This window comes from Nostoc sp. CENA543 (genome assembly GCF_002896875.1).
Lineage (GTDB): Bacteria > Cyanobacteriota > Cyanobacteriia > Cyanobacteriales > Nostocaceae > Trichormus.
Map to the genome: position 1 here is coordinate 3,813,656 of NZ_CP023278.1, position 26,420 is coordinate 3,840,075.

Below are 26,420 nucleotides of genomic sequence, written 5' to 3' on the forward strand. Positions count from 1 at the left end.
CTAGTTCGTAGTAAGGACTTTAGTCCTTATCTTTCCCTGCGGTTGTTTCTGTAAGAGAGGACTGAAGTCCTCACTACGAACCTTTAATTATTTCACTGGAATTGCGACTCAATGGTGAACAATTTCTTTTTACAAGTCGAAGAAGATAGCGCACGTCTTGACCGTTACCTTGCAGATGAGTTACCAGATTTATCTCGGTCTCGCATTCAGCAGCTAATTGAACAAAGCAAGGTGCAAATTAATGGTCATGTCTGCACATCTAAAAAGATAAATGTAAAAGTAGGCGATCGCATCACTTTAGAAATTCCTGAAGTGCAACCATTAGAACTGCAAGCGGAAAATATCCCTTTAGATATTCTCTACGAAGATGAGCAGTTACTTATTCTCAACAAACCAGCCGGTTTAGTCGTTCATCCCGCACCAGGACATCCCGACGGGACATTGGTCAATGCTTTACTCGCACATTGTTCTAGCCTTCCTGGGATTGGTGGTGTGCAAAGGCCAGGAATCGTCCATCGTTTAGATAAAGATACCACAGGGGCGATCGCGATCGCTAAAACCGACATCGCCTATCAACATCTACAAGCCCAACTCCAAGCCAAAACCGCACGCCGAGAATATTTAGGTGTAGTTTATGGTGCGCCAAAAACTACCAACGGCACAATAGATTTACCCATCGGTCGCCACCCTCAAGACCGCAAAAAAATGGCCGTTGTCCCCGTAGAACAAGGGGGAAGAACAGCTATTACCCATTGGCAAATTCAAGAACGTTTGGGTAACTATACATTAATTCATTTTCAACTCGAAACTGGGCGCACTCACCAAATCCGCGTCCATAGTGCTAAGATTGGTCATCCGATAGTTGGTGATCCCCTTTATGCTTCCGGTCGTTCTGTGGGAGTAAACTTACCAGGTCAAGCACTCCACGCTTGGCGGTTGAAGTTACAACATCCCATTTCCCAAGAATGGATTGAAGTTACAGCAACGCCTCCACCAACTTTTACAACTCTGGTGGAAGTTCTGAGACGCAGAGCAATGTAACCTATCACCCGTAAAGATTATGCCTAATATCTTGGATTCCGCTATATTGTAGATATTTAGATTTTCCTGATACCGAAAAATGCCAGCAAGGTTGCAAATAAAAGCTGAAGATTGCTCCCCTTTAGGACGATTCATTCTTCAATACTTGGAAGAACAAGGTATCAGTATGAATCGTCTGGCGGATTTGTCTGGTGTTCCTCAACCAAGATTGAGAGGTGCTTGCTTTAAGGGGACTTGTCCTACCCCTGAAACTTTAAGAAAACTAGCTAGAGTGATGGGAAAACATCACCTAGAACTTTATACCTTAGCCTACGAAGCCAGAATTCAGCCTATTCCTGAAGATGCAGAGAATACTTCCCTTGATATATTAATGCGAGATTTATTTGAAACCGCCAGAGAAATGGGACTAACTGTCCCTAAAGTGCGCCCTTCTAAAGCCAAAATCCGTAAAGCACTTTTGGAATTAGGATTTAGCTCCGACAATAGTGATGAGTGTGCCTAATTACCGGAGATTTATATTTTTACTTTTGAACCTGGAATTTTCTATCTAAAATCCATCTTGGAAAGTCTGATTGAAGGAAATCTCCAATCAGACTTTCCGCAAAATTTAAAATCTCATATTGAGTGAGGTTTCAGATTTTATTATTTGCCGCGATAAGGAACGGAACGTTCAATATCAATGTTTTGTACAGAAAGACGTTGAGGAGGGTTAACTTGGGGATTAATACTCCGCGCCATATCTAAGAACAGAGAGGGGCTACCAGCTTTGGGCTGTCTGTCTGGAGATGCGTAGGTGCGGACAGAAGTTTGCCAAATGAATTGAGGGAAGCCAAGTTTCGCACGATAGTATTCGTCGTAGCGAGGAGATGTGATGTTGAAAGGCCGTTCACCTTCTGAGCGTCCAGGTAGGACTCTACGACGTTGGTAAGGTACGATATCATACCCGAAAGCGTCTAGATATTCATCAGAGTTGAGTAGGTCATCAACGAAGCCTTTAATACCTTTGGTAGCTACGACAATTGACCAAGCTAATTTTTCTCGGTTATCATACACATCACGACCGAGAACACGCTGTACTGTTTGTTCTACAAAACGGTAGTTGCTGTTGAGGTCGTAGAAACTACGCTTGTAGGTGTTAGATAATAACAATCCGCGAATAAAATCACGTACTGTAATTTGACCACTACGCAGCTGAGATTCTAAAAAACGCTCTCTATCAGCAGCAAAAGCATGGAAGAAAATCTGGCGATAGGCGGCTTCAATCAGATTATCTAAATCAGTAGAAGAAAGCAGGTTTTCTGTAGAGTAGACCCTTGGTTGTTCATCACCAGGAACTTCATAACCGCTTACTCGTTGGTTTTGAGACTTAGGGGAATATTCTAAAAGAGGAAGTGCCACGGATACAAAATCTCCCTTTTCCTTAACGAAATCTTACAAAGTTATCATAATCATAAAGGAGAAGGGAAAGAATTATTCGATTTAGTTTGATAAAAATTACATAACTTAATTAAGTAGTTGCGAATGCCTGAAAGGTTGACGCAACAAGCTTTGAAAGCTTCACAGGTGAACCAAGGCAAGTACAATAGCACTTACCAAGTGAGGAAATTGGCGATCGCTCTCAATCACTCCAGATGAGAATTGTATCAAGATAGACTACAAAATGTTTGTATTGGACAACACTAAAAAGGGTCAATAGTCAATAGTCATTAGTCATTAGTCATTACTCCTACTTGTCTTCCTTCCCCTGCACCCTGCCCCCTGCCCTCCTCTTGCCCAATTCCTATCCCCAGAACAAGATATTGGCTTCTGCAAATAGAACAAACAGAACTGCCAAGGTGATGAAAAGGGCTATGAGACCAAAACTGGTATTCCAATTTGCCCTTTGGATGAAGGTATCAATATGAAATGGTTCAAATTCGTCAAACATACCGGTGGGAATGGGACGGACGGGACGACGAGGTAGGGGTAATTTGTTGCGATAATCTTCGCCGTAACGTGACATCCGTGCAAAGGGTAGTTCACCTTGAGCATGTTGTGGTAAGATGCGACGGCGTTGATAGGGAACGGTATCATAACCAAAATTGCTGAGGTATTCTTCTGTATTGATTAAAGTATCAATGAAACCTTGTAGCCCTTTGGTAGCTAGTACAGTAGACCAAGCTAATTTTTCGCGATCGCTATATACATTACGACCTAAAAGTCTCTGAATACAAATTTCTACAAACCGATAGTTATTATTGCTGTCGTAAACTAGTCGTCGAAAGGAATCACAACTAACTAGTCCTCGGATAAAGTCTCTCACTGTAATTTGACCAGCTCTTAACTGAGACTCTAAAAATCGCTGGCGATGATTATCTAACATCTGCTGTTCATTAAAAATCTGCCGATAGGCTGACATGATTAACATATCCATATCGGAAGCAGTTAGCAGATTCTCTGTAGTGTAAATTCTTGGTTGCTCATCGCCAGGAATCTCAAACCCTGCAACACGATGATTTTGTGATAAAGGTGCGTACTCTAATAAAGGAATCGACATAACCATCCTTCCTAATCAGCTAAATCTCAATTGTTGACTGTTGACTAATGTCCGGACGGGTTTAAGCAAAATATCTGTTGTCAAGAGTAAATGTCGTATCAAACCCGCCCCTGTTGACTGTTGACTGGGAAGAGAGAATTTAAAGCCAATTTAGACGCAAATTGCCTATTTTCGCCACTATTGTCTTAAATCAGATGAAGAGTGTACAAAATGGCTTAAAAACAATGCAAAATTACTTAACGTTGACTATTTTCTCAATGCAGAGAGTCAACGCAACGGAAAGAATTACTTCCTTCTCTACAGCCTCTCAGCCTAGATCATCTCATACCATCAGTAAGGAAACTGGTGAGAAAATGGTAAAAAAATCGGAAATAATTGGCAAAATCAACAAATCTTGATGTTTTGACGGTCAAAGGTCAATAGTCCATAGTCCATAGTCATTAGTCATTAGTTAGTAGGGGCGGTTTTTGTAAGATTTTTACCTATAAATACAGATATTTTGGTTAAATAAGCCCATAAAACAGTCATTAGTTAACAATCAATGAATTTTCTTCAAATTGTCATTGGTGAGCTATCCTTACAAGCATTAAAAATTAAGCTGATAAGAGTCTCTGCTAGTTCAAACTTGGAATTTCCTAGCTAATCCCTAGTTAGGTTGAACACCAAGTGGAATTATGGGTGGCTGTCTTTAATTTTGAATTTTGAATTGATTCATGAGGATTCTTCTGGTTGAAGATGATGTCATTCTGGCAGAAAACTTAGTAGATGCTTTGACTTCTCAGCGTTATGTGGTTGATGTTGTGCATGATGGCGAAGCAGCTTGGCATCAAGTGAAGGCTCTGAATTATGATTTACTGTTATTGGATGTTATGTTACCTGTGTTGGATGGGATGAGTTTGTGTCATCGTTTGCGATCGCACGGTTATCATTGGCCTATCTTGATGCTCAGTGCTTGTAACAACATCAACAATGAAATTAATGGTTTAGATGCAGGTGCGGATGATTACTTAGTTAAACCATTCGATTTACAAAAACTATTAGCGCGGATTCGTGCTTTGCTACGTCGAGGATTTCTGACATCACCACCGATTCTGACATGGGGTGAGTTACATCTGAATCCTAGCACCTATGAAGTTACCTACGACTCAACTCCTATTTATTTGACACCCAAAGAGTACAGCATTTTAGAATTACTATTGCGAAATGGTCGGCGTGTTCTCAGTCGGCGTGTGATTATTGAACATATTTGGGCTTTAGAATCTTCCCCCGAAGAACACACTGTGAAAGTTCACATTCGCAGTCTACGGCAGAAAATTAAAGCAGCCGGAGCAAAAGAAGACTTAATTGAGACGGTTCACAGCATAGGTTATCGTCTCCATCAGCATCAAGATAAAATCAGCTAAGGGAACAGCTTAGTAGGGTGCGTCAGTATGAATAATCTCTTGGTATAGTTAGCTTTTCTCACACTGACGCACCCTACAGTTTGGATATTTTTTGATCTGGAAGTCCCTAAACCACATTTAGGTTTGAGAAGAATTTTGCCTTTTCCACGAAAAGTAAAAGTGCAAATCTTTGCTACTTGCCATATATATCAAAATTACGGCACTCAGAGCAGCCATAATTAAACTTCCTACGATGAGGACAGTAGAAAGCTTTGCTTTTAGTGCAATCACCATTGCAACTAGAGCAACCACCAAAAAACTACAGATAGCCATCATGAGCCACTTCGCCCATTTTTGCCCCTGTAGAACAAAGTACATAACTACGATGGTGAATAAAATCCGTCCAATCGCCCATCTATCCCGTGCTAGAAAAACTAGCGTAGCATCTAGAATACAAAGCACCACAAACATAGCCATTAATGTATTGCGTGCTTTCAAAGCAGATTCATCGATTTGGAGCATAGGTTTCTACATCACAAAAAAATAACTTCACGCTTGTGCGTCAAATCGGGTGCGAAAGCTGCCGTATTTCAGCCAATATTGTTTCAAGTTATGGCAAGGGGTATGTAAACTTGCCTTAGCCTGATAGAGAATTACTTGCCGATGATCACCCATCCAAATTTTGTCAATCGGATCAACTGATATGACTGTACCTCCTAAAGCTTCCACACATTGAGAAAATCTCTCAACGGCACTGTAATCTACAGTTTCAAACACAAAAAAATTACCTGAACAAATTAAATGCCTGCTGCGAATCCAGCACTGCATTTTTTTCTGCGCTTCTGGGGGCAGCATATTTGGTTTGAGAGATTCCAGATCCGGCAGGGAAAGATCATAGGATATTTGGGACTTCATGAGCGAAACTCTCCCGCTTTTTAAACCGCAATGGCCCATGTGTAGATCCCCAAACTTGTTGGTGGGTGTTGATGTCAAGACCTTTATCGAGACTTACCCAGGTGCTTTCTGTGATTTCCACATAGCTATCTAAATAAGTCTGACAGCCATTTTTTTCTATTAAGCAGAGGTTGCCGGGTTCGACACTACCTTGAAAGCGATCGCCTTCTCGTTTAAAAATCATTGAGCAGTGATATCGCCGTTCAATACAGTCGGGAGTAATGGTTTTCAGAATATTTAAATCCCGCGCCGCACCCGCATAGAACATGGCATTTTTTAAGCTGTAGTTTTCGATATAAATTTGATCACCTTGCTCAACTAGACGATGCACACCCTGACGATACGGTCGCCACAAGTCATAGTCATAAACTTGTTCAGAATACATCCCAATGCCAGAGAAGAATTCAAAAGGTAAGGGACGAAAAAAAACGTGAATATGGGCGTACTCTTTCGGACTTTCAAATGCCTGTTGTTGATTGCTGAAATCCCCTGCCATCCAACGAGCTAGGGTAATTAAATTATTTGACGTTGTTGCACAAATAGGTGTGATGGAAGAAGTCACTTCACTTTACTCCAAATTCAAAATTCAAAATTAATTACCTTCGTTTTCAGGCGTAAATAAAAACAATTCGCAATTCGCAATAAACAGAGAAAACAATGAAAATCTATGATTTTAACGGTATTTTTTTGATACTATTGTGGGTTGGAATTAGCTGTAATTTAATTCTGGACACCCTGCCGAATTTCTGAAGAAAACGAGGCGGTAACAACTCCTGTTCCAGCACTGGTTTTAATCAAAGAAACCCGACATCGGACATTAGGATTGACAAACCAAATTTTTTCCTCGGCGGCGGCGCGTTCGTAGGCGGTAGTTAAGACAAATGTACCGTCAGCTGTTAAGTAATAGTCACCGGCGGCGGCGATGGTTTCTGCATAGCCTTGATCACGCAGGAGTTTACCGCGATGAGCCGCATCATCAGGATCAGGTATAGGAACTAGAACACAAGTACCTTTGACTTCTCCATCATCCCAATCTGATTGACCTTCCCAACTCATACGGAATGGGGAAACTGCTGTCTGGGGGTCGATGTCATAACTTTTGCACAAGTCAATGACTGCTGGATCATCAATAGAAAGAGCCTCAATCTCAATTTCTGACTGTACAGCTTCAAAGTGACTGAAGGCTAAATGATGTGCGCTACGTTGCGATCGCCAACGTCCAATGGAATTTTTAACAAACTCTTGAATATCCATCAATTTTTGATTTTTTTATAGTTATTCGCTTTTGAAGGCAGTATAAAAAATTGGGTTTCTTAAATAAGAAATCCTGGTTGTAATGTAAGACAAAAAGAAAAGGTAAAAAGGCAAAATAAACAGCAATAAAATTTCTCAACAATCGTACTTTGATTGTAATTGATTTTATTACTTTTGACTTTTTACTTGTTAATTACCACTCATCGATGAAGGTGTAATCACCGGATTGAAAAACTGCGATCGCTCTAGGTTTTTGCTCTGGTGAAACCGTAATTAATTCGTTCTTTTCAGATGTTGTATCAGGGTGATTTTCTACCTCTACTTGAGGTGCTAATTCAGTAGGATGTACTGAATCTAGAATATCCATTGCAGCTATTGTAGATAGTGGCTGTTCTTCGCACTCAATTTGGGAAACTGGAGTCTGGGAAGTTAATAAGGTAATTTGGGTAATTTTTCCCCCAAGGCGATGAATACTCTGAATTGTTTGAGACAGACAATTATAAGGAATTGTCTTTGTATATTTGCCTTTCCTCATTATCCCTTGATCACAGCCACCTGTGACTGTAATCTTGACTCGGCAACTACTGTATTCACTAAAATTGCCAGGAGCAATAATTGTGGTTGCCATACAAATCACCTTTAAATTTGATGTTGTCAGCAACTTATCATCAACTGTAATTTGTGGACAAGCGAAGCAATCACTAAATAAATTGCTGCTTGATCACCAGTGATCACAATGCCAAATTCACTCATTAAGAAATTTAACAAAATCTAGCTTTTTTCAGACTTAGTGTATGTGAATGAATTTTGCCAAACTGTGATTGATTAGCAGTAGTTTTGTCAGTGGCTTTTTGGTAACAAACCATCTATCTACAAACTTTTAGCGGTTCTGCCCTAAGCTATTTCTGTAATGCTCAGAATCTTACCGCCAGTTTTTTGGATGCTCTGAATTTTTTGTGATAGTTGGTTGTATCCCACATCAAAGGTAGCCATGCTTTGAGTTACCCGACGACCAAAATTAGCCTTGGATACAGCCACACGGAATCTTTTTTCTCTGTTACCTACAGCACCACCGCCTAAAGGGGCAATAATTTTGGTTGCGAGGTTACTACCAATATCACCAATTAATTTGGCTGATTTACCCACATCGTTAGCAGCAAATCCCCGCATTAAAGCAAAGGTGCGATTGAAACCAACATTCTTCACCCCAGTTTGGGTACGATTACCACGGGCAGAGGGTGTAACATTATCGCCAAAACTTCTGACATATTCATCACTGTCTATGTAAGAGTTGATTTCAGCTTCGTAGCCCTGGGTGTTGTAAATCTGTACGTGTTCTGCAATTTCTGCTTGATCTTGTGGGGCGCGTCCCAACAGATGTTTGAAATTCAATTCAATGAAACGGTAGGGCGAAGAAGTTTCAAAAAACAAAGAGCGATATAAGTCAGATTGAGCTACCGCACGGACAAACTCTCTGACGGTAATATCGCCATTACGTAATTGAGACTCTGCATTGGTGAGGCGTTGGCTATCAAAGATGTGAGCATTACCCAACACCTGCCGATACACGGCGCGGATGATGGTTTGTAGATCATCTTCGCTGGCGTTGGCGCGTAATTCTACGGACTCGGCTTCTATCCAAAGTGCCATATATCAGCCTCCTAAATTGAGGATTGTTTATTTGTGTTTTATTAAAAAAGCATGATTTGAGGATGGGCTACGCCCATCCTGTTAAATTTTACGCAATTTCAGTAATGCTGACGATTTTGCCAGAAGTACGATTAATGCGTTGAATTTGTGGGGTCATTTTACTCGCAGGGACGATGTACTCATTGGTACTGATGCGTCGGGGACTGTCGAATTTAGAACCTTTAACCACAATTTTGAAGCGTTTTTCAGTGCCAGAACCAATGACAGTAGCTGAAGAAGGTTTAATGTCATTTGCACTGTTGGTAGCAACTGCGTAGACTAATTGAGCAGATTTGACTGCGCTATCAATCTGAGCAGGGCCGCGATCGAGGGCAAATATGCGATTGTAGCCAACTTGCTTGCTATTGGCTTCGCTGTTTTTACCACGATAGTAGGGGACTACGTTTTCACCAAAGGCGGCTTGATATTCAGCACTATCGATATAAGAATCGATTTCAGCTTCATAGCCTTCAGCTACAGTCCGAACGATGTGTTCAGAAACTTCTCTTTGGTCTTGGGGTGCGCGACCAAGTAAGTGGAGGAAGTTGAGTTCTACAAACCGATAGGGGGCGCAAGACTCGAAGTAGCGGGTACGATAAAACTCAGACTTGGCAACGATGCGGACAAACTCTCGCACAGTGATGGAGCGATCGCACAATTGTGATTCTGCTGTCACCAACCGCTCACTCTCCATGATGTGAGGATTGCCTAACACTTGTTTGTAAACTGCACGGATGATAGTTTGAACTTCTTCTAAACTACCACTAGGCCACAGTTCCAGGATTGTCTGGGTTGCCATAGGAATCTATCTCCTCAGTATGTTATTAGTTTGCAGCCGATTTATACAGCAGTAATACTGGCAATCACGCCACCTTGTTGGTGAATGCGCTGATACTCTTGAGAGAGCTTATCGTATGGCACCAGAAATACTTGGTTGGCACGGCGGAATTTAGAAATGTTATTGAAGGTTTTGGCACGATAACCTGTGACTTCAATGCGGTAAACTTTACCACCTGCACTCGCATCAACACCATGACGGCTACGAGAAGCCACAGGCGGTGTGCGGAAGGTTGCACCATCGCCAGCAGGAGAAATTACTGGTGTAGCTGTAGATTGAATCACCAAAGCATTGAGTTTGGGACTCTTACCTGCGAGGTCTCCTTTCAAGCTACTGCTAGCAGCACCCCGTACCAATTGGAAAGTATGGGTAAATTGCACCATGCTTGTGCAAGCTTCTGTTTTGTAACCCCGAATGTAGGGAACAATGTTTTCTCCAAAGGTAGATTGATACTCATCGCTGTCGATATAAGAATCAATCTCAGCTTCAAACCCTTGGGTGTCAAGAATGGTGCTATGTCCGCGCATTTCTTCTAAATCTAGTGGCGCACGACCCAACAGATGGCGGAAGTTGAGTTCAATTGCTCGGTAGCGCGCACAGTTTGTGAAAAAGCGAGAGCTATAGAGTTCGGATTTAGCTACTGCGCGCACAAACTCACGAACGCTCAATTCACCCGATTTAAACTTGGATTCTGGTACGGAGAGCCTTTCACTTTCCATGACATAGGCATTACCCAATACTTGCCTATAGACTGCGCGAATGATTGTTTCGGCTTCTTCTTGTGAGCGGCCGGGTACCCACTCAACGGGAGGGGTTTCATCAAACAGGCTGACTCCCAGACGAGAAGCTGGTCCAAATGGCATTAATTCTATCTCCTGTTAACGAAAGAGGTTCAGAAAATTGTTTCAAAATGTAAAGAAATTTCAGATTGTGCATCCAGACAAACCAGATCAATCGATTGATTTGCTTGAACCTGAACGACTATTTTCACGGAAAATAGCAATTCTAATTCCCTAGATGCTCAAGCCTTTTAGGCGTTTTATACGCTTTGTTATGATCAATTTTCTTATGAGGAAGCAAAGATGAGCGTCAAGATTTGTAAATATTGATATAGTTGTAGCGTTTTGCACTTATTTTGCACAAACGATTTTGATCTGGGGGATTGGGGATTGGGCATTGGGCATTGGGAATTGGGCATTTACCCCTGCGCCCCTGCACCCCTGCCCCCTGCCCCCCTGCCCCCCTGCCCTCAAAACTCCTTGGGCAAACTCCCCTCCAGGGCGGCGGCGACAACGTAATGATTTTCGTCTTGTTGGAGTTGGGCTAGTAATAGTTTGGCTCTGGGGTCTGATGACAAACTCAGGGCTGTAGCGGTTCGCCAGCGATCGCGCCAATCTTTTGCCTGTGCTAATTCTGTAAGTAAATCTAGGGCTTGTTGCTGCAAATTCCCTTTGAGTAAACTGCCCAGTGCTAAAATTCCAGTTTCTTTGACTGTTTGTGTTTCGTCTTGTAAAGCTTGGCGAATTACGGCTAGCAGCACTTCGTCTTGATTGGCTTCCATGAGAATCGAGATAATCGTCTGGCGAGTCAACCAATGGCGATCGCGCTCAAACAACTGTTGTAGTAACGGTACAGATTCATTACCAAATTCAAACAGTGAATTGGCAATTTCCGCTAGTACATTATGGTCAGACTCTTCTTGTAGTAACTCTTTGAGGATTTGTAAGGATGCGGCTGTGCGATGATTCCCCAAGCCCATCACTGCCAAACGACGACACAGAAAGTCTTGATCAACCGCCAGTTTTTGCAAAATAGGCAGAGCTAAATCAGCCGGACATTGTGCTAATTCATCTAAAGCAGCTTTACGCTGGTCAAGCGCGCCAGACCTCAGTAAAGTTTCTAGTTCAGTGAGGCGATCGTTATTCATAAATTGTTACATGATTAAAAGCCTACCCTTAACATCCCCCTGCACCCCTGCCCCCTGCCCCCTACCTCTTCACTCCGTCGCCCCAGCTTGAATTAACAATTCCACTGCTTGAGCAGAACGAAAGGAATTACGAGCTTCACTCAAGGCTGTTGCACCCCAGCGATTTTGCGGACGGAAATCTGCACCATTGGCTAACAACAGTGTCATAGTTTCTAAATCGCCCCTCGCAGATGCCATCATTAAAGGAGTCCAACCGCCCAAGTTTGCGGTATTTACTGTTGCGCCCAGTTCAATCAATGCCTTAACTGTGTAAGTATGACCATTATCTGTGGCTAAGTATAAAGCTGTGTCACCGATTTTATTTACGGCATCCACCTCAGCACCCATTTTTACTAGACGTTGGACAATATCCGTTTGACCACGGCGCGCCATTGTCATTAATATAGTTTCCTCGTAGGAATTGCGATCGCTAATATTCGCGCCATGATCTAGGAGTAGCGAAACAATATTGCGGCGATCGCACTCCGCCGCAAACATTAACGGTGTGTAACCTGCGGGATTTTTAGTATTGACATCAGCATTATGTGCCAACAACAATTCCACAATTTCCAGATAACCTTCTGTAGCCGCCCACATCAAAGCTGTATTACTAGCTCCCACGGCTGTCACACCCCCCGTAGTATTGGGATCTGCGCCTTGAGCTAATAAGCTTTCGACAGCAGCAGTATCACCTTTGACAATCATGCGGATGAGGTTTTCGTTAAGAGAAGCCATTTTTATAAAGGAAAAAGGAAAAAGGCAAAAGGTAAAAGTACAGAAAGCTGAGTTTTGATGAGATGTTACACCCATAAGTTGCATAATTTCATTAGTCGAGAAAAGCTGTAAACTCTCTCCCTTGCACCCTGCCCCCCTGCGAATATTAATATGCAACTTAAAAGTACAACAGCTTGATCTTAGACTGGGTGTCAGACCTCTTTGAGTTCAACTTTGAAAATACTATCGGCTGGTTTTTGGGCAATGGTAGAGTCCCAAGCGATTCCTTGTAAAAATGCTGCACCAGAGTTAGTTTCTACCACATCTACGCCCCAGTTTCCTGGTTGGAGTGCATCAGGAGAATCACTGGTGGGTGGTGTCGTTTTAATCCCACCTAAGACTAGGATTTCTGGAAGCGGGGCTGTGTCTGTTTGCTGCGATCGCCTTTTTTCTGCTAAAGCTTGCGCGCAAAGTTTTCCGACTTGCTCAGGGGAAAATTCGTCGGTAGGGAATAAAATTTCTACAGTCCAATGGGGATGATTCACTAATCTACATTGCAGAGTTTTATAGTTACTTAAACCCACTTGAAAAACTGCGGCAAATTCTTCTCTGCTGAGGGCTGGTACGCTGTCATCAGCAACATTAAAATTATGGGCAAGCAGCATCCGCCCCGTAATATCTGTATTCAAAATAGCTAAATTTGTTGATAAAAGTTTGTAGGTTTCATTCTATATCTATTTAGCGATCGCTGAATCATCAACAAAAGTAGCGTTAACGTCGTGGTTTAGAATGTCACATTCATTCAGCACACAAGCTAATCTTTCAATATCCTGCGACGACATCCCAACGTAAACGGGAAGATAAAGCAACTGCTCAAAAAACTGTTGAGCTGCTACTGGATTCATCTCAGGACGATGGGCTGGCGGTTCGACCACAGATAGACTAGAGCCTCCCTGAGTTGCATCAAAACCTTGACTCCATAAATAGTGCATCAACTTTTCTGGAGAATCGCACAGTATGGGGAAAACCCAGTGAGTATGCTTGATTGCTTGACTTCCTGGACGTTGTAAAGAAGGTGTGAGTTTGATTAAATACTCGGCCAGTTTGGCGCGTTCTACAATTTTATCGGGGTCGAATTTGCGGATACGACGTTCCATAAGTGATAACAAAGCAGAGGAAGGTCTTTGACGAATCTGTCTCAAGAAGTTGTCGCCGGAAAATCCCCGCACACTTTGACTAATCAGGCGATCGTGATTCAGCTTGAATAAAGAGCATGAAGCAAGAAAAATGCTGTAAGTCAAGCGATAAGAAAGGAATATTAATATAGAATATTTCAAAATTCTGGTGAGAAAACGCCAGCGACTTTGTACAGGCCACTGTTCCTGATATAAACGGGTTGCATGACAAAGTGAAGCATCTCGAAACTGGAGAATTCCCCCAGCTAATGCTGTTGCAGTCTTGATAGGGCCGAAACTAAATAAACTCACATCACTTTGGGGATGTCCCCGATACTCATTACCTACATAAGCCTGGGCGCAATCTTCAATGACGAGGAGATTATGCGCCTGAGCAAACTGTAGAATCGGCTCCATTGGCATATAACTACCAAACAAGTGAGCCACTAAAATAGCCTTTGTGCGGGGAGTTACAGCTTTAGCCATTGACTCAGGACGCACTATCAGGTGCTTGCAATCGATATCTATGGGAACAGCAACCAGCCCGTGAGCCTCGATAATGCGCGTCATTCCGCGAATGGTGATAGCTGAAACTAAAATCTCCGTTCCAGGTTCAAAGTTAAGTGCTTGTAAGAGTGCGTCAAAGCCACTACGCACCGAAAGACAAGGGAGAATAGACCCTTTCTCAGACCATAAACGCTCAATTCTCTGCTCAACCATCTCACGGTTTGGCGATCGCAGACAATATCCAATTCCTGACACCATATCAGCCCAAGTAATGTCAAGACGTTTACGGGGAATCACGGTTTCATGCTCCTTTCAACTCAGTTCTGACTAATACAGCTAAATTTTAGCGATCACTCAATCACGTATAGAAGCGACTTTTGCAAGGGTTGCTTAAACTCACACTGCTTTTAAAGATTAATTAGCCACGGACAAATTCAGACTACTGGCAGGTAACTTCAAGGTCAGTTAACCTTGAACACCGAAAGAAGGATGTAAAAACAACCGTAATTTATACTAGTGTACTTAAGTAAGGCTGTAAAGCTGTTCATCGTCCGTATAAGATTAGGTCGTCAGGAAAATATATCAGATATGATATAAGTAACGGCATGGATGAAGCAGATAAACCTTTGCTCTGGTTGCATGGTGAGATTAAAACACCTCCATTTAGCCAAGAAGCCCGAATAGAAACTGGGGTACTATTGAGACGGTTGCAGCAGGGTGAAAACTTGGGACTGCCTCACTCAAGACCAATGCCAAGTATTGGGTCACGCTGTCATGAACTACGGATTCGGGATGCAGACAAGAATTGGAGAATTATTTACAGAATTGATGATGATGCGATTTTGATTCTGGAAGTGTTTAACAAAACAACTAGAGCAACACCAACCAGTGTGATCGATACGTGCCAAAAACGACTTAGCAAGTACGACAAGGACACTCAGAATTAACGTTTATGGAAGAAAGCAAAAGAAAAAAGCTTGAAGAGAACGGTTGGAAAATGGGAACTGTTTCAGAATTTCTAGACCTTACCCCAGAAGAAACGACACTCATTGAAATTAAGCTGGCTCTGAGCCGCCATCTCAAAGAACGACGACAACAATCAATGACCCAAGCAGAACTAGCAGGAAAATTACACTCCAGTCAACCCCGAATTGCTAAGGCCGAAAATGGGGATGCTTCAGTTTCTATCGAATTACTAATTCGAGCAATGCTAGCCACAGGCGCAACTCCTCAAGAAATCGGGCAAGTTATTGCACAAGTGAGCTAGAGCCGGAGAAAATAGAGACCATAACTAAAGTTATGTTAGCCAAATGTTAAATTTTCCAACATTAACTTTATAAAATTTGAAGTTTTGATCGCTTAAGTAAACAATGGAAATGTCCCCCTGAAGTATGGATGTAGGTGTCTAAACGTTCTTCTAAGCGGCACTCAGGCGCAAAAAAATCTCAACATCACCAAAAAGCTTACAAGCGTCTGATTAAAACTTTGTTTCAGAACGCCCATGATGCAGTTGCGCTCATTGATGATCAAGGTTGTCTGATTGAGATGAACAATGCTGTTTGCAATTTGCTAGGGCTACCGCGTAAAAAGCTGAAAAAGCAAGCCTTATCTAATTTCATTGTTGCTGGGGATAACTTGGAGAGTTTTCCACTACCACAATCATTGATGGGAGAACTCTTAATCTCATCTGCTAGTCATGTTCAGCAAGAGGTGGAATATACCTTAACACCAAATGTTCTACCCGACTGTCATTTACTGCTGTTACGAGATATTAGTCAGCGTCGGGAATCTATACAAGCAGAATTAAAACAGCAGCAGCAGCGAGTGGAACTATTTTCGGAAGTCACGCTCAAAATTCGCCAGTCGCTACAACTTAAGGAAATCCTACATACCACTGTTACGGAAGTGCAACGGATTCTCAAGGCCGATCGCGTGTTAATTTACCAGGTATTACCAGACGGTACAGGTAAAACCATCAGTGAAGCGGTTGTTCCAGATTATCCCTCGCTGATAGATATGGAATTTCCGCCAGAAGTGTTTCCCCAAGAGTATCAACAACTGTATGCTCAAGGCAGAGTCAGAGCCATCACCGATGTTCATGATCCGGCGGCGGGTTTAGCAGATTGTTTGGTGGAATTTGTCGAGCAATTCGATATTCAAGCGAAGCTGATTGTCCCCATTGTGCAAAGTCTCAACACTGCTCAAAATCATCTGTGGGGATTATTAATTGCTCATCAATGTAACAGCGATCGCCATTGGGTAGATTTTGAGTTGGAATTGATGCAACAATTAGCCGACCAAATCAGTATCGCTCTATCTCAGGCGCAATTACTAGAACATTTAGAAGAAGTTGTCGCAGCACGCACCGCCGAATTACAAGAGGAAATCAATGTCAGAATGCAGGCGGAAGCAGCTTTGCGCCAAAACGAAGAGCAACTGCGCCTAATTACCAACGCCTTACCAGTATTGATTGCCTATGTAGATGACCAACAATGTTATCGCTTCAATAACCAAGCCTATCATGATTGGCTGGGGCAGTCTCCTGGCGAAATTTACGGTTTTCATTTGCGACAGGTGTGGGGAGAAGATTGTTACCGGAGAATGCGCGTATATGTGGAAGTCGCTTTATCCGGGCAAGCCGTCACCTATGAGAATGAAATAGTCTTGAAAGATGGGAATTTGCGATCAGTTGATGTTACTTATATCCCTCATCTAGATGAGCAGAATATGGTGAAGGGATTTTTTGCCTTAAGTAGTGATATAAGCGATCGCAAAGCCATTGAACGCATGAAAGACGAATTCATCTCTGTGATTAGTCATGAACTGCGGACTCCCCTGACATCATTACATAGTGCGTTGAAAATCTTGGCGACAGGCAAATTAGGCAATCTTTCCAGTGAAGGACAACAAATGCTGTCTATTGCTGATGAAAGTACAGAAAGACTGGTGCGATTAGTCAATAATGTGCTGGACTTACAAAGGATTGAATCCGGTAAAGTCGTCATGGAACGACAAGCTTGCAATGCGGCGAATTTAATTACCCAAGCCGCAGAAGCAATGCAAGCAATGGCACAGCAGCATGAAGTCACTTTAGTAAAACAACCACAGGAAATCTCTGTTTGGGCTGATGCTGACTATATATTGCAAGCCTTAACCAATTTAATTAGCAATGCCATTAAATTTTCATCACCAGGAGGTACTGTTTGGCTAACCGTTGAACAGGGGGCTAGGGATTGGGGACTGGGGATTGGGGACTGGGAAGTTATTTTTCGGGTGCGGGATGAAGGACAAGGTATACCAGCTGATCAACTAGAAAAGATATTTGAACGCTTTCAACAAGTTGACTCATCAGATTCTCGCAAAAAAGGCGGTACTGGTTTAGGACTAACTATCTGTCGCAAAATTATCGAACAACACAATGGGAGAATTTGGGCTGAAAGTAACCCAGGGTGTGGGAGTACCTTTGCATTCACATTACCCAATTCGGTGAGGAGTGTGGAGTGAAGAGTGCTGAGTGCTGTTAGCGGAAGCAGGGCGTTTAGCCCGTGCTGAGTGAAGAGTGGTGAGTGAAGAGTGGTGAGTGATTTAAGCAGCTCTTTAATTTTGAATTTTGAATTTTGAATTTAGTAGAGGGGTGTTATGGCTAAAAGAATTTTAATTATTGATGATGAGGAAACTATTCAAACTGTTGTGCAGTTTGGCATCAAAATGGCGGCGGGATGGGAGGTTTTCACCGCTAGTTCTGGTTCAGAAGGTATTCAAACTGCTCAAACCGAAAAACCTGATGTCATTTTGTTAGATGTAATGATGCCAGAAATGGATGGTATTGCTACATTTAAAGAACTCCAGTCACGCACCGAAACAGAAAAAATTCCTGTCATCCTCCTAACTGCTAAAGCACAAACTGCGGAAAAGCGTCAGTTTAATGATTTGGGAGTCAGTGGAGTGATTACTAAACCCTTCAATTCTTTGGATTTGCCAGAGCAAATTACTAGAATTCTCCATTGGTAGCTTCATTAATGAAAATCTTGCTTGTGGAAGATGATGATTTACTAATTAAAGTCCTCACCAGAAATTTAACCGCCCATCACTATATTGTGGATACTGTTAAGGACGGGGAAATGGGATGGACTTATGGGTCTACTTTTGAGTATGACCTCATTGTCTTGGATATCATGTTACCCAAGTTAGATGGTATTAGCTTGTGTAAGCGTTTCCGCACACAGGGATACACCCTGCCAATCCTTTTACTCACGGCTCAAGATACAATCACAGCCAAAGTCCAGGGATTGGATGCAGGCGCAGATGATTATGTAGTCAAACCTTTTGATCCTGTAGAACTCATAGCGAGAATTCGCGCATTAGTGAGGCGAGGTAGTGCTAATCCTTTTCCTTTGCTGACTTGGGGTGATTTACTCCTCAATCCCAGCACTTGTGAAGTGAGTTACAATGGTCGTCCTTTGAACTTGACGACGATGGAATACGATTTGCTGGAAGTTTTGTTACGAGACTGTCAGCACGTTTTCAGCACTGAAGAACTTTTAGATAGATTATGGTCTTCAGAAGAATTTCCCTCCGAAGCCACGGTACGTTCCCATATTCGGCGGGTGCGACATAAATTAGTCGCTGCGGGTGCGCCCCATGATTTTATTGCTACTATGCACGGTCGGGGTTACTATCTCAAAGCACCCAGCACGGAAGAATCAACTAATCGTGCTACGACAACTCCAGAACAGAATCTGCGGGGTATAGCTAAATCGAAAGCAACTCTGAGTAATTCCCCACAGCATCTACCGCCACCAGATTCTCAGCAACAATATCTGGCTTTTCTCAACGAAACTTGGACAACAACTAAACCCAAAAGTCTTGACCAGATGACATTTTTGTTACAAACTGTCAGAGACTTACAAACTAATCAACTTACCTCTCCACAACAAGCACAGGCGCAACAGGTAGCACATAAACTTGCAGGGACTTTGGGAGTCTTTGGTTTAACCAAGACGATGCACATCGCCCGTCAATTAGAGTATTGGTTGGGAGGACGCGAACCTCTGCAACCGAAACACGCGCCATTGATGAAAACTCTGGTGACATCTCTCCAACAAGAAATTGAGCAGACAAACCTGATTCAAATGTCTCAACTTCCCTCTGGACAGTCACCCCTGTTACTGATTGTGAGTGGAGATATTGAGTTTAATCAATCTATAGTCAGTGTGGCAGCTAGTCGAGGAATTCGTCTAGAAATTGCGCCGGTGTTAGATGCGACTCAAGCTTTGCAGGTAACAGAGTCAGCTTTTGACACTTTAGGTCAAAATCCCGATGTCGTTTTGTTACGCTTTTCTCATACATTATCCCCATCAGCAGTAACAGAGCAATCAGCTTTTGAAGTCAGTAATTTTTGGGAGACATTGCAGACATTCAAACACCGTTATCCTGAAACACCAATTATTGTTATGGGCGATCGCGGGGAATTGAGCGATCGCTTGCAGGTCATGCGCCAAGGTGGAAAGCTGTTTTTAACTGCCCAAACCCCACCAGAGAAGGTAATGGATGCCGTAGTTAATTTGTTAAGAACTCCAGAAGTTCCCCATAAAGTGATGATTTTAGACGATGATCAAGAATGGTTACGCACTCTACCCACCCTCCTCAAACCTTGGGGATTTAAAGTCACCACCCTAGCCGATCCGCAACAATTTTGGAATGTCCTGCAAGCCGTTAGTCCTGATGCCTTAGTTTTAGATGTAAATATGCCCCAAATCAACGGCTTTGAACTCTGTCAGATTCTCCGCAGTGACCCCCATTGGCAGAGGTTGCCTGTATTATTCTTAAGTGTGTTAACAGACTCCAGCAGCCAAAATCAAGCTTTTAGCGTCGGTGCAGACGATTATTTGTGTAAACCCGTCATGGGAGTCGAACTAGCTAACCGCATTCTCCGGCGTTTACAAAGAGTCAAAGCATGGGCAAGTTAAACCAATTCGCAATTCGCAATTCGCAATTCGCAATTCGCAATTTGCAGTTCGCAATTCCTTAGTTCTTCTATATTGTCTTCCCATGCCCAATGCCCAATGCCCCATTCCCAATCCCCAATCCCCAGTCCCCAATCCCAAGAATGCACACATTTTGCACGAACAATAAGGTAAGTATTAATCCTATACTCAATAGAGAAGCGTATGTTGAATTCTATGCAAGCGTCGTTAAGAAGCCGTCAGCATCGATTAATCCACAAGTTGGCGGATTCCATTGAAGAAATTTGGCAAAAATACCTGGATCTCTCCCCTTACTCGATTCCAGAAGGTTTGGGTTATGTTGAAGGTCATTTAGAAGGTGAACGGCTGATCATCGAAAATCATTGCTACCAAACCCCCCAGTTTCGCAAACTGCATTTAGAATTGGCTCAGGTCGGTAATGGTTTAGATATTCTGCACTGTGTGATGTTCCCGAATCCTGAATACGCGATTCCTATCTTTGGTACAGATTTGGTAGGTGGACGCGGTGGGGCAATTAGTGCGGCGATCGCGGATTTATCTCCCATTAGTAGCGATCGCACTCTCCCAGAACGCTACTATTCACAATTGTCGGTTTTGTCGGAACTCCCGTTTTCCCAACCGCGAGATTTACCAGCTTGGGGTGATATTTTTTCAGAATTTTGTCTGTTTGTCCGTCCAGGAAACCCTGATGAAGAAGATATGTTTCTCAATCGGGTGCGGGATTTTCTCACTATCCATTGTCAAATCGCTAGTACAGAAACACCCCTAACCTCAAATCTCGACATCTCCAAGGTGTTAGCAGGACAACGCCACTACTGCACAAAGCAGCAACAAAATGATAAAACTCGGCGTGTGCTGGAGAAATCTTTTGGTACAGAGTGGGCAGATCGCTACATGACTACTATGCTTTTCGATTATGTAGCTTGAGATTATCCCCAATGAATTTTTTTCATACCAGGGTGGCTATCACGTTTGAGGATAGCTCATCGCCATCCTGGTAGTATTGCTTTGGGAGATTAATAAAATAGTTGTATATGAGTAGTAACTTGAATGACACTCTAGTAGAAAAAACAGTAACCTACACACTTGAGATGAATGGTAAATTTTACCTAATTGAAAATGTCCCTGCACGCATAAATCCCGAAACAGAAGAACAATTTTTTTCCCCATCTACGGTAGAGAGATTACAGCAGATTATTTACGACCAACAAGAACCTATCCGCATTGTGGAAACGCCAGTGTATAATTTTGCAGCTTAATATCAGACAACAGGTCGTAACCCTATATTGAAATCAAATTACATTTAAATTAAAAAGACATAACACAGCCATATACCCAAACACTTACAGCATTTGTTAATCAAGTCAAATAAAAATCATCCCAAGGGTGCAAGATATTGCGTCCCTATTCGTGTATTTCATCACCACGAGAACTGCTTATTGAGTCTTTCAGTCAGTGAAAACTCTGTACTTTTTAGACACAGAGTGAAATTGACATGACTTTACATATTCATATATAAATATGACTAAATGTAACGATATTTTAAGTCTAAAAACTCCTTTAAAAATAGCAACTCTAAGCATCAAATCAAAATTGTGTCTAAATATTGCCAATTGTAACGATAATTAAAGTCTGAAGACAAAATGAAAATAAAAACAATCCTTGAAATATAAGGCTTTCAGACTTTACTTAATATTTTTTAACCTATTCTGTGGCGATACTTTAGAAATTGCACAAAATTTGCACAAATGTATTGCTTTAATCAAATTCAGGTTCAAACGACTTCTGAACTCGTTGCCCCTGATGGAAAAAGTTCAGTGTCTTGAAACTTGATGAACAACTATTTCATTATCTGGGATTGTGAGTCTTAGGGAAATAGTTGTGAAAAAGCTTCGCAATATTGATTTATAGCTGTGCCGTAAGTTAATGGGAACTAGCTAAAAGTTAAATGGTGAATTCTGCCCTAATTCGCCGACTATTTAACTTGCTGATAACTTTTGGCCTGCTAATTTTCGACGAATGACGAAGCTGAAGTGACATCAAAGACTCAGACTTTGAACCGACGTGGAATAAACAGCATAGTAAATAGTGATTAGGAGAAGCTGGAATGCTTGACGCTTTTACCAAGGTAGTTTCCCAAGCTGATACTAGAGGCTCATACGTTAGCGATGCAGAAATCGATGCTCTCAAAGATATGGTAGCTGCTGGTGCTAAACGCATGGATGTAGTTAACCGGATTACAGGCAATGCCTCTACAATCGTTGCCAATGCTGCACGGACATTGTTTGAAGAGCAACCCCAGTTGATTCAACCAGGTGGTAATGCTTACACAAACCGTCGCATGGCTGCTTGCTTACGCGACATGGAAATCATCTTACGCTATGTGACCTACGCTGTATTTACAGGTGATGCTAGCGTTCTAGACGATCGCTGCTTGAACGGTCTACGGGAAACATATCAAGCATTGGGTGTTCCTGGCCCCTCTGTAGCGACTGGCGTGCAGAAAATGAAAGACGCGGCGATCGCGATCGCAAACGACCCCAATGGTGTAACCCGTGGTGATTGTAGCTCCTTAATGGCTGAATTGAGCAGCTACTTTGATCGCGCTGCTGCCGCAGTTGGCTAAATACCAATTCAAAATTCAAAATGATTGCTGAATTTTGAAGAATTGAGAGACAACGCCGACCACTAAAATCTTTTGTCTGACGCATAACTTTACATATTTGTTGAAAGGATCATCAGCATGAAAACACCTTTAACCGAAGCAGTCGCTACCGCAGATTCTCAAGGACGCTTTCTCAGCTCCACAGAACTTCAAGTTGCCTTTGGTCGTTTCCGTCAAGCATCCGCTAGCTTAGATGCAGCTAAAGCATTAAGCAGCAAAGCTAGTAGTTTGGCTTCTGGTGCTGCTAACGCAGTTTACCAAAAGTTCCCCTATACCACCCAAATGCAAGGTAAGAACTTCGCATCTGACCAACGTGGTAAAGACAAGTGTGTACGTGACATCGGTTACTACATTCGCATCATCACCTATTGTCTAATTGCTGGTGGTACAGGCCCATTAGATGACTATTTAATCGGTGGTTTGACAGAAATCAACCGCACCTTTGATTTGTCTCCTAGCTGGTATGTTGAAGCTCTCAAATACATCAAAGCTAATCACGGTTTGAGTGGCGATCCTGCTGTAGAAGCTAACTCCTACATTGACTACGCTATCAACGCTCTGAGCTAGATTTTGCTTTCTGCCCAGAACAACTAAAAGCTGTGAATGCTGATTTGCTAGCAAGGGCAGTTTTTTGGGGTTCTGGGTATGTTTTTTTCCTTGCAAAAATTAAGGAGATTGACTCATGACTAGTTCTACCGCAGCCAGTCAGCTAGGATTTGAGCCATTTGCCAGCACACCCCCCACAGAGTTGCGGTCAAATGAAGATGTCAAAGCAGTAATTCATGCTGCTTACCGGCAGGTGTTTGGCAATGAACACTTGATGCAAAGCGAACGTCTCACCAGTGCAGAATCGTTATTGCAGCAAGGTAATATTAGCGTTAGGGATTTTGTGCGATTGTTAGCACAGTCTGAACTGTATCGCAATAAGTTTTTTTACTCCACGCCCCAAGTTCGCTTCATCGAATTGAACTATAAGCATTTGCTTGGTCGTGCGCCCTACGATGAATCAGAGATTACCTACCACGTCAATCTCTATATAGAAAAAGGGTACGAAGCTGAAATTGATTCTTATATAGATTCGCTGGAATATCAAGAAAACTTTGGAGAATCAATAGTTCCCCATTATCGCGGCTTTGCTACTCAAGCAGGACAAAAGACTGTAGGCTTTAACCGGATGTTTCAGATTTATCGGGGATATGCCAACAGCGATCGCTCCCAAGGTAAAAATAAATCTGCGTGGCTAACTAAGGATTTGGCTCAGAATTTAGCTAATCCCGTGCAGACTCCTAACTTCGGCAAGGGACTGACAGGTACAATTGCAGGCGATCGCGGTCAGCTTTACCGCATCCGATTTACCCAAGCAGATAGAGGACGAAATCCTCAAATCCGTCGCAGCATTAAGGAATATTTAGTCAGCTATGACCAACTCTCACCCACTCTGCAAAGACTCAATCAGAGAGGTAGTCGAGTAGTAAATATTTCTCCAGCCTGATTGGAAGAGGCAGGGGGCAGAGGAGGCAGGGGGGCAGGGGAGCAGGGTGCAGGGGGAGAATGATTTTTATTAATCCCCAGTCCCCAGTCTCCAATAGTTTTGCAATATTCAAGGAGTCCTATTCGTGCCAATTACAACCGCCGCATCTCGTTTGGGAACTACAGCTTTTGACCAAACACGCCCTGTGGAACTGCGTCCCAACTGGACAGCAGAAGATGCCAAAGCTGTGATCTGGGCTGTTTATCGTCAGGTCTTAGGTAACGACCACCTGATGCAATCAGAACGCCTCACCAGCTTAGAATCCTTGCTGACCAATGGCCAAATCAGCGTCCGGGATTTCGTGCGAGGAGTAGCTAAATCTGAACTATACAAAACCAAGTTTTTGTATCCCCATTTTCAAACTAGGGTCATCGAATTAAACTTTAAACACCTGTTGGGACGCGCTCCCTACGATGAAGCCGAAGTGATTGAGCATCTCGATCGCTACCAAAATCACGGCTTTGATGCAGACATCGATTCTTATATCGATTCTGTGGAATATGATAGCTATTTCGGAGATGCGATTGTTCCTTACTATCGGGACTTCGTCACTACAGGAGTAGGTCAAAAAACCGTTGGCTTTACGCGGATGTTCCGTCTTTATCGTGGCTATGCTAATAGCGATCGCTCGCAGTTAGCAGGTACAAGTTCTCGCCTAGCCACCGACTTAGCTAGAAATAGTGCTTCTGCGATCATTGCACCTTCCGGTGGAACTGAAGGTTGGGCTTACCAAGCTGCGAAAAAAGGCACTGCACCCGCCCGCACCTTTGGCAGATCCTCTCAAGGCTCTACTCCCCGGCTTTACCGCATTGAAGTTGCCGGAATTAGTCTGCCTAGATATCCCAAAGTACGTCGGAGCAATAAAGAGTTTATCGTCCCCTACGAACAACTATCCAGCACTTTGCAGCAAATCAATAAACTAGGCGGTAAGGTTGCTAGCATCACCATCGCACAATAGGAGGTCAAGCATCATGTTGGTACAGCCACGGATGAAAGCATCAACTTCAACTTCAGACAGTCGTGTTTTTGTCTATGAAGTAGAAGGATTAAAACAGAACGAGCAAACCGAGAACAATAAATATCAAGTTCGCAACAGCAGCACTGTTTTAATTCAAGTCCCCTACAGTCGTATGAATGATGAAATGCGACGCATTACCCGCTTAGGTGGCAAGATTGTCAACATTCGTCTCCTAAGTGAAAGTGGAACAGCAGCTGAATCAGAAAATTAACGGATAAACGGCAAGATTAGCCACAAAGTTTAGCCGTATATCATGCTCCTTTGATATTTGCGATTTTTATAGGTGCTGGTGCAGAAAAGTAAAATTTTCTGCACCTTTTTTATGGAGTGAAAGCAAGCCCCTATATCAATTTTGGATTTTAGATTTTGGAATGGTTTACTGGTGAGCTTTTCAGAAATCCATTTGTCGCAATCATATCTCAAATTGGTATGAATTTCTTAATTACGAATTGCGAATTGCGAATTGCGAATTGCGAATTGGTGTTACCTATTCCCAATGCCCCATTCCCCATTCCCTCCCATTAAGGAATTTTCGCTTCTTGGAAGATTTTTTGAGGTGTAAGTTCTAGCCCTTCGAGGAGGGAATCTGCCAAACTATCATTACCGCGTTTAGTTTCAGGAAGTGCGTCTGGATAAAAAATAGTGACTGTTTTCGCTTTAGTATCAATAATCCACACTCGTTGAACTTGAGCCTTTAAATAATCAGTGGCTTTTTCGGTCATTTCTCCAAAAGTTTGTCCAGGAGAAATAATTTCAATGACTAATTCTGGTGCGACTGGACAAGCTGTATCTTCCATCCAATCGGCTGGAAGACGGTCATAGGAAATGTAAGTTAAATCAGCTACAGGAATCCAGTCTTGTTGATTGCGTGTGAGCTTAATTGCCCATTCAATTACGACTCTTCCCTTGGCTTGCGCCCATGTAGATAGTAGTAAAAACAACGCACCTGTTACTGAGCTATGAAAAAATTTTGGTGGCATTTCGTCGTTTTTGAATTTAGGAATTGCTTCACCGTCAATTAATTCGTAGATGATATCTCCTTGGGGAAGTGCGAGAAATTCTTCCCAGGTAAGCGGCGTTTTTAACTGGGTCATAGTTGCTTTGGCAGCAGGGGGATAACTCTATGTTAAATTTTTAAGAATGAATAGGGCTAACACCCGATT

30 protein-coding genes are annotated in these 26,420 nt (G+C 42.6%); 15 read left to right on the plus strand and 15 right to left on the minus strand.

Going from position 1 to position 26,420, the window contains the following annotated elements; translation table 11 throughout:
* Positions 1–111: 111 nt before the first annotated feature.
* Entirely contained in the window at positions 112–1,041 is a 930-nt protein-coding gene (locus tag CLI64_RS15725) for an RluA family pseudouridine synthase (RefSeq protein WP_103138088.1), read from the plus strand.
* A 79-nt stretch (positions 1,042–1,120) separates the two neighbouring features.
* Entirely contained in the window at positions 1,121–1,543 is a 423-nt protein-coding gene (locus tag CLI64_RS15730) for a helix-turn-helix transcriptional regulator (RefSeq protein WP_103138089.1), read from the plus strand.
* A gap of 140 nt (positions 1,544–1,683) precedes the next feature.
* Here CLI64_RS15730 and CLI64_RS15735 read toward each other — a convergent pair whose 3' ends face one another.
* The gene (locus CLI64_RS15735; protein WP_103138090.1) at positions 1,684–2,439 is read right to left on the minus strand and encodes a phycobilisome rod-core linker polypeptide; all 756 of its coding nucleotides are present in this window, start codon (positions 2,437–2,439) and stop codon (positions 1,684–1,686) included.
* Positions 2,440–2,821: 382 nt separating this feature from the next.
* The gene (locus CLI64_RS15740; protein ID WP_103138091.1) at positions 2,822–3,577 is read right to left on the minus strand and encodes a phycobilisome rod-core linker polypeptide; all 756 of its coding nucleotides are present in this window, start codon (positions 3,575–3,577) and stop codon (positions 2,822–2,824) included.
* Between the two features lie 713 nt (positions 3,578–4,290).
* Between CLI64_RS15740 and CLI64_RS15750 the strand changes: the two genes are divergently transcribed.
* A complete protein-coding gene (locus CLI64_RS15750; RefSeq protein ID WP_103138093.1) occupies positions 4,291–4,980 on the plus strand; it encodes a response regulator transcription factor in 690 nt (229 codons plus the stop codon).
* 117 nt (positions 4,981–5,097) lie between these two features.
* Here the strand turns inward: CLI64_RS15750 and CLI64_RS15755 are convergent, their stop codons facing one another.
* From CLI64_RS15755 to CLI64_RS15810, 12 genes are all read right to left on the minus strand, one after another.
* Entirely contained in the window at positions 5,098–5,481 is a 384-nt protein-coding gene (locus CLI64_RS15755; RefSeq protein ID WP_103138094.1) for a hypothetical protein, read from the minus strand.
* A 27-nt stretch (positions 5,482–5,508) separates the two neighbouring features.
* The gene (locus CLI64_RS15760) at positions 5,509–5,874 is read right to left on the minus strand and encodes a CpeR family transcriptional regulator (RefSeq protein WP_103138095.1); all 366 of its coding nucleotides are present in this window, start codon (positions 5,872–5,874) and stop codon (positions 5,509–5,511) included.
* Complete coding sequence (locus CLI64_RS15765) at positions 5,852–6,409, minus strand: chromophore lyase CpcT/CpeT (protein WP_103138096.1); 558 nt, start codon at positions 6,407–6,409, stop codon at positions 5,852–5,854. Before CLI64_RS15765 ends, CLI64_RS15760 begins: the two co-directional genes overlap by 23 nt.
* Before the next feature lie 224 nt (positions 6,410–6,633).
* The gene (locus CLI64_RS15770) at positions 6,634–7,167 is read right to left on the minus strand and encodes a phycobiliprotein lyase (protein ID WP_103138097.1); all 534 of its coding nucleotides are present in this window, start codon (positions 7,165–7,167) and stop codon (positions 6,634–6,636) included.
* Between the two features lie 193 nt (positions 7,168–7,360).
* Complete coding sequence (locus CLI64_RS15775; RefSeq protein WP_103138098.1) at positions 7,361–7,795, minus strand: phycobilisome linker polypeptide; 435 nt, start codon at positions 7,793–7,795, stop codon at positions 7,361–7,363.
* 266 nt (positions 7,796–8,061) lie between these two features.
* Positions 8,062–8,817 (minus strand): phycobilisome rod-core linker polypeptide, encoded by a 756-nt coding sequence (locus CLI64_RS15780; RefSeq protein WP_103138099.1) that lies wholly within the window; start codon positions 8,815–8,817, stop codon positions 8,062–8,064.
* An 88-nt stretch (positions 8,818–8,905) separates the two neighbouring features.
* Positions 8,906–9,655, minus strand: coding sequence for a phycobilisome rod-core linker polypeptide (locus CLI64_RS15785; RefSeq protein WP_103138100.1), 750 nt, complete (start codon positions 9,653–9,655; stop codon positions 8,906–8,908).
* Between the two features lie 41 nt (positions 9,656–9,696).
* The gene (locus CLI64_RS15790; RefSeq protein WP_103138101.1) at positions 9,697–10,557 is read right to left on the minus strand and encodes a phycobilisome linker polypeptide; all 861 of its coding nucleotides are present in this window, start codon (positions 10,555–10,557) and stop codon (positions 9,697–9,699) included.
* Positions 10,558–10,943: 386 nt separating this feature from the next.
* Positions 10,944–11,621, minus strand: a complete 678-nt coding sequence (locus CLI64_RS15795) for a HEAT repeat domain-containing protein (protein ID WP_103138102.1) — start codon at positions 11,619–11,621, stop codon at positions 10,944–10,946.
* Between the two features lie 69 nt (positions 11,622–11,690).
* Entirely contained in the window at positions 11,691–12,395 is a 705-nt protein-coding gene (locus tag CLI64_RS15800) for an ankyrin repeat domain-containing protein (RefSeq protein WP_103140756.1), read from the minus strand.
* A 191-nt stretch (positions 12,396–12,586) separates the two neighbouring features.
* A complete protein-coding gene (locus tag CLI64_RS15805) occupies positions 12,587–13,063 on the minus strand; it encodes a DUF2656 domain-containing protein (protein WP_103138103.1) in 477 nt (158 codons plus the stop codon).
* A gap of 45 nt (positions 13,064–13,108) precedes the next feature.
* On the minus strand, positions 13,109–14,353 hold the full coding sequence (locus tag CLI64_RS15810) for a DegT/DnrJ/EryC1/StrS family aminotransferase (RefSeq protein WP_157943279.1): 1,245 nt from the start codon (positions 14,351–14,353) through the stop codon (positions 13,109–13,111).
* 308 nt (positions 14,354–14,661) lie between these two features.
* Between CLI64_RS15810 and CLI64_RS15815 the strand changes: the two genes are divergently transcribed.
* The 12 genes from CLI64_RS15815 to CLI64_RS15870 all read left to right on the plus strand — a co-directional run bounded on the left by CLI64_RS15815 (position 14,662) and on the right by CLI64_RS15870 (position 25,468).
* Complete coding sequence (locus CLI64_RS15815) at positions 14,662–15,003, plus strand: type II toxin-antitoxin system RelE/ParE family toxin (RefSeq protein ID WP_103138105.1); 342 nt, start codon at positions 14,662–14,664, stop codon at positions 15,001–15,003.
* A gap of 5 nt (positions 15,004–15,008) precedes the next feature.
* Entirely contained in the window at positions 15,009–15,323 is a 315-nt protein-coding gene (locus tag CLI64_RS15820; RefSeq protein WP_103138106.1) for a helix-turn-helix transcriptional regulator, read from the plus strand.
* A 134-nt stretch (positions 15,324–15,457) separates the two neighbouring features.
* The gene (locus CLI64_RS15825) at positions 15,458–17,560 is read left to right on the plus strand and encodes an ATP-binding protein (protein WP_103138107.1); all 2,103 of its coding nucleotides are present in this window, start codon (positions 15,458–15,460) and stop codon (positions 17,558–17,560) included.
* Between the two features lie 135 nt (positions 17,561–17,695).
* Complete coding sequence (locus CLI64_RS15830) at positions 17,696–18,067, plus strand: response regulator (protein WP_103138108.1); 372 nt, start codon at positions 17,696–17,698, stop codon at positions 18,065–18,067.
* A gap of 8 nt (positions 18,068–18,075) precedes the next feature.
* Positions 18,076–20,025, plus strand: a complete 1,950-nt coding sequence (locus CLI64_RS15835) for a response regulator (RefSeq protein ID WP_103138109.1) — start codon at positions 18,076–18,078, stop codon at positions 20,023–20,025.
* A 201-nt stretch (positions 20,026–20,226) separates the two neighbouring features.
* On the plus strand, positions 20,227–20,970 hold the full coding sequence (locus tag CLI64_RS15840) for a phycocyanobilin:ferredoxin oxidoreductase (RefSeq protein ID WP_192881546.1): 744 nt from the start codon (positions 20,227–20,229) through the stop codon (positions 20,968–20,970).
* A 107-nt stretch (positions 20,971–21,077) separates the two neighbouring features.
* The gene (locus tag CLI64_RS15845) at positions 21,078–21,302 is read left to right on the plus strand and encodes a hypothetical protein (protein ID WP_103138110.1); all 225 of its coding nucleotides are present in this window, start codon (positions 21,078–21,080) and stop codon (positions 21,300–21,302) included.
* Positions 21,303–22,150: 848 nt separating this feature from the next.
* Complete coding sequence (locus CLI64_RS15850; RefSeq protein ID WP_103138111.1) at positions 22,151–22,669, plus strand: phycocyanin subunit beta; 519 nt, start codon at positions 22,151–22,153, stop codon at positions 22,667–22,669.
* A 117-nt stretch (positions 22,670–22,786) separates the two neighbouring features.
* Entirely contained in the window at positions 22,787–23,275 is a 489-nt protein-coding gene (cpcA, locus tag CLI64_RS15855) for a phycocyanin subunit alpha (protein ID WP_103138112.1), read from the plus strand.
* A gap of 115 nt (positions 23,276–23,390) precedes the next feature.
* Positions 23,391–24,200 (plus strand): phycobilisome linker polypeptide, encoded by an 810-nt coding sequence (locus CLI64_RS15860; RefSeq protein WP_103138113.1) that lies wholly within the window; start codon positions 23,391–23,393, stop codon positions 24,198–24,200.
* Positions 24,201–24,324: 124 nt separating this feature from the next.
* A complete protein-coding gene (locus tag CLI64_RS15865; RefSeq protein WP_103138114.1) occupies positions 24,325–25,197 on the plus strand; it encodes a phycobilisome linker polypeptide in 873 nt (290 codons plus the stop codon).
* A 13-nt stretch (positions 25,198–25,210) separates the two neighbouring features.
* Positions 25,211–25,468, plus strand: coding sequence for a phycobilisome linker polypeptide (locus CLI64_RS15870; protein WP_103138115.1), 258 nt, complete (start codon positions 25,211–25,213; stop codon positions 25,466–25,468).
* 310 nt (positions 25,469–25,778) lie between these two features.
* On the opposite strand, the gene CLI64_RS15875 is transcribed toward CLI64_RS15870, so the two are convergent.
* Positions 25,779–26,351 (minus strand): Uma2 family endonuclease, encoded by a 573-nt coding sequence (locus tag CLI64_RS15875; RefSeq protein WP_103138116.1) that lies wholly within the window; start codon positions 26,349–26,351, stop codon positions 25,779–25,781.
* Positions 26,352–26,420 lie beyond the last annotated feature (69 nt).